The sequence below is a fragment of the Thiobacillus denitrificans genome (assembly GCF_001530125.1).
Taxonomy (GTDB): Bacteria; Pseudomonadota; Gammaproteobacteria; order Burkholderiales; family Thiobacillaceae; genus Thiobacillus; species Thiobacillus denitrificans_C.
Genome location: NZ_LDUG01000053.1, coordinates 58,569 through 61,334, shown reverse-complemented (window position 1 = coordinate 61,334; position 2,766 = coordinate 58,569). Strand labels below are relative to the sequence as shown.

3 protein-coding genes are annotated in these 2,766 nt (G+C 63.3%); 2 read left to right on the top strand and 1 reads right to left on the bottom strand.

Annotated elements, in window-relative coordinates:
- Positions 1-100: 100 nt before the first annotated feature.
- Positions 101-997: a phosphoribosylaminoimidazolesuccinocarboxamide synthase gene (locus tag ABW22_RS15580; RefSeq protein WP_059759005.1), complete on the top strand. Its 897-nt coding sequence runs from the start codon at positions 101-103 to the stop codon at positions 995-997.
- Positions 998-1,124: 127 nt separating this feature from the next.
- On the opposite strand, the gene ABW22_RS15575 is transcribed toward ABW22_RS15580, so the two are convergent.
- A complete protein-coding gene (locus tag ABW22_RS15575; RefSeq protein WP_059758956.1) occupies positions 1,125-1,874 on the bottom strand; it encodes an alpha/beta hydrolase in 750 nt (249 codons plus the stop codon).
- A 106-nt stretch (positions 1,875-1,980) separates the two neighbouring features.
- Between ABW22_RS15575 and ABW22_RS15570 the strand changes: the two genes are divergently transcribed.
- Positions 1,981-2,766: response regulator (locus ABW22_RS15570; protein WP_237763382.1), on the top strand; the 786-nt coding region annotated here is incomplete at its 3' end.

The following is a 2,766-nucleotide window of genomic DNA, read 5'->3' as shown; positions in this document are numbered from 1 at the left end:
GCTGCTGGTGGCGCTGCGCGAACTGCGCGGCGTGTACGAGGCCAGCGCCCTCTATGGCGGCAGCTATAATGCCGGCTCTCCCGATTCCGCAACGCCCGCCATGTCCGCACCGCTCCTCGGCCAACCCTTATTCGAATCGCGCATCGCCTCCCTGCCGCTGGTGCATCGCGGCAAGGTGCGCGACATCTACGCCGTCGGCGACGACAAGCTGCTGATCGTCACCACCGACCGCCTGTCTGCGTTCGACGTGGTGATGCCGACGCCGATCCCCGGCAAGGGCGAGGTACTCACCAAAGTATCGGCCTTCTGGTTCGACAAGCTCAAAGCCATCGTGCCGAGCCAGGCGCTCGACATCGCGCCCGAAACGGTGGTCGCGACAAACGAACGCGACCAGGTGGCCGGCCGCGCCATCGTGGTGAAAAAGCTCAAGGCGCTGCCGGTGGAAGCCATCGTGCGCGGCTATCTGGTGGGATCAGGCTGGAAGGAATACCAGATCAGCCAGTCAGTGTGCGGCATCGCGCTGCCGGCAGGTCTGAAGCAGGCCGACCGCCTGCCGCAGCCGATTTTCACGCCGTCGACCAAGGCCGCGGTCGGCGCACACGACGAGAACATCGCGTTTGAACAGATGGCCGAATTGATCGGCGCCGATCTGGCGACCCAGGTACGCGACGTCAGCCTTGCCCTGTACAAGGCCGCCGCAGCGTACGCGCTCACACGCGGCATCATCATCGCCGACACCAAGTTCGAATTCGGGGTCGACGAAGCTGGCAAACTGGTTTGGATCGACGAGGCGCTGACCCCGGACTCGTCGCGCTTCTGGCCGGCCGATCAGTACCAGCCCGGCAGCAACCCACCCAGCTTCGACAAGCAGTTCGTGCGCGACTGGCTGGAAGCCAGCGGCTGGAACAAGCAGGCGCCGGGACCGGCGCTGCCGGCCGAAATCGTCGCAAAGACCAGCGAAAAATATCACGAGGCGATGTCGCGGCTGCTGGGCTAAGTGATTTTGGCGCTGATTTGTTTCAACCTTGCCTATCCGGTTTGTTGCCAAAGTGATTGAGCGTACCCAAGGCGGTATCTACAGGGGATTGGTTTTGGCAACAAACCGGATAGGCAAGGTTTCAACTTTATTTCAACGTCGCATTCAGGAAATCCGCCACCGCCCCCACCATCTCGCTTTCGCTCCCGGTGAAGAAGTGGTCGGCGCGGGCAACCATCACCTGCCTTGAATCCTTGGCCGCCAGGCTCTGCTTGCGCTTGCCTGCGTTCGCCAGCACCTGCGGTAGGTCGTTGTCGCCGTACAGGTCCAGAATCGGCAGCTTCACCGCCTTGTAGTCGTCCTGCGGAATCCCCAGGCTCGCCCACGACTTCACCGCGGCATCCGGTTTGCCCGCCAGATACACGCGGCTCATGCGCGAACCCATGCTGTGGGAGACGATGGCAATCCGCGTATAGCCCTTGGCCTTGAGAAACGCGACCGCCTCGGCAATGCGCTCGGCGGCTTCGGGGAAGGTCGGCGGGTAGGCTTCGCCCCTGGCGTCGGCGGCGAGGATCGGCATCTGGATCGAGAGCGTGGCGAAGCCACGGTCGGCCAGTTCGGTGCGCAGGGTGCCGACCATGCCCCAGTTGGGGTGGATGCCCATGCCGTGGACGACGATGGCCGCCTTGCCGGTGTCCGCCGGGGTAAACAGCGTGAGGAACTTGTGGTGGCCGCGCGGCGTCTGCAGGTAGACTGGATCACCCACCACCAGTCCTGGCACCACTTCATCCGCCCATTTCTTCTCGCGCGCATAATCCGCCACCGGCTCGGCAAAAGCCGACAGTGAAAACAGCGCGACCCATCCAGCCAGCAGACCCAGCAACATGTTTTTCTTCATTTCGTCTCTCCTGCGCGTTAAAGTTCATGTCTTACCTGCCCGATAATTCAGCGAAGCCATGGAATGATCAGCCGTGGAATGATCAACCGTTCAAGGTAGAAAAATAGTGTCCGCCAAGCAGTTGCGCATCGTGCCCTCCTCCTTGCCGACCGTCCCGCACGATGCGTCCCTGCGCGGCGGGGCGCGGGTGGTGATTGTCGACGATCGCAGCACCGCACGCAGCCTGCTCGAAGGCCTGGCGCGCACGCTGGAGCCCGGCGTGGTGGTGGAAAGCTTTGCCGACCCGCTGGACGCTCTGGCGCAGATGCAACGCGTGACGCCTGACCTCATCATAAGCGACTACCGCATGCCGGGCATGGACGGCATCGAGTTCACCCGCCGTGTCCGCGCGGAACGGCGCCTGGCCGACGTGCCGCTGATCATCGTCACCGTGGTGGAAGACCGCCAGATCCGCTATCAAGCACTGGAAAACGGCGCCACCGACTTCCTCACCCGACCGATCGACCCACAGGAATACCGCGCCCGCTGTCTCAACCTGCTGGCGTTGCGGCGCAGCCAGAAAATGCTGGCCGACCGCGCACTGTGGCTGGAAGACCAGGTCATGCTGGCCACCCGCGAGGTGCGCACGCGCGAGCGCGAAACCCTGATGAAGCTGGCCAAGGCAGGCGAATACCGCGATGAGGAAACCGGCAACCACATCATCCGCATGGCGAAATACGCCCGCCTGATCGCCGAAGAACTCAAGCTCACCGCGATGGAATGCGATGAGATCGAAACCGCCGCACCGATGCATGACATCGGCAAGATCGGCATTCCCGACCTGATTCTGCTCAAACCCGGGCGGCACACCCCGGAAGAGCAGGCCATCATGCGGCGCCACCCGCTGATCGGC